The organism is Bartonella sp. AA1HLJMS (assembly GCF_042197445.1).
Classification (GTDB): Bacteria; Pseudomonadota; Alphaproteobacteria; order Rhizobiales; family Rhizobiaceae; genus Bartonella.
Map to the genome: position 1 here is coordinate 1 of NZ_JBHIRW010000246.1, position 922 is coordinate 922.

A 922-nucleotide genomic window follows, 5' to 3' on the forward strand; every position below is an offset into this window, starting at 1 on the left:
GAGGAGGTTGGTTAACACATCCAGCTGTATTTAAGAGAGCTATGCAACTCAATAGTTTTAAGATTTTCTTCATTTTTTCCCTCTTTCAATGGATTTATTTACGATAAAACAGCTCATAAGCCTGTTGATATTTTCTGTCACCGCTGCTTAAAACAACGGTGAACAATATTGAGATGTTAGATTGAGAAAACAATCGCGCCATTCCAAGCGAAGGCAAGGATGGCAGATTGTTAATCATCACAAACAGCAAAACTTAAGGTTGGCATTCACCCGCATTTTTATACCTTTTACAAAATGGGCTATTTAAGCGCTTCTCAACACTTCTCTGTGGGATGACAGCACCAAGCTGACAAATGGGAAGGTTTTCCTCTTTAAAAGTATAACACGGACTCCCTCCCCCTTTATAACGGAATCCTGCTTGAATCATACATGTATAAGTTGTTGCTTTTGCATTGATGCTCTGCTTTCTATTTTCTGAATCAGGATCGATAAGACTCGGCATCCCACATTCTAATAAGGCTTTTCCTACCTCAGTAGAATCCGCACCTGCCTTCTCCCACATACTCACGTACCCTGGAGCAGGTTTGTCAATGTTTTCAATGTCACATCCAGTAACCGTTAACAAAATGAGCAGGCTTAATAAATTAAACAACATTTTCATTTTTTGTTCCCTGTTCTCGTTGAATAAAGTTTGTTAAAATCAAATGAACCGTAATTCCATCTACACGCATCACTCGCATCAGCATAACAATTATGGGGGCTCGGGTTAAGGCCCAAGACCGCTCTCCCCATCTCTCTGATTGGATTAGTTGCTATAGTAAATAAACTGTTTGCTGCAAATATCGTCATATAAAAAGGATTTTTTATACCTTTCTCCAAAAGTGAAAAATCTAGATTTAAAGGTGCCTTATAAGCCGTAGGC

The 922-nt window shown here is 38.9% G+C and carries 1 protein-coding gene and 1 pseudogene; both read right to left on the reverse strand.

Features of this window, described 5'->3' with window-relative positions; translation table 11 throughout:
- Positions 1-253: 253 nt before the first annotated feature.
- On the reverse strand, positions 254-661 hold the full coding sequence (locus tag ACFIQE_RS10930) for a hypothetical protein (protein ID WP_375707756.1): 408 nt from the start codon (positions 659-661) through the stop codon (positions 254-256).
- A pseudogene (locus tag ACFIQE_RS10935) lies at positions 658-922 on the reverse strand (hypothetical protein); the annotation flags it as partial. The gene ACFIQE_RS10930 and the pseudogene ACFIQE_RS10935, both read right to left, overlap by 4 nt.

Excerpts from the sequence above, each read along its gene's own strand:
- ACFIQE_RS10930 (WP_375707756.1), bottom strand. The coding sequence starts at position 661 with ATGAAAATGTTGTTTAATTTATTAAGCCTGCTCATTTTGTTAACGGTT.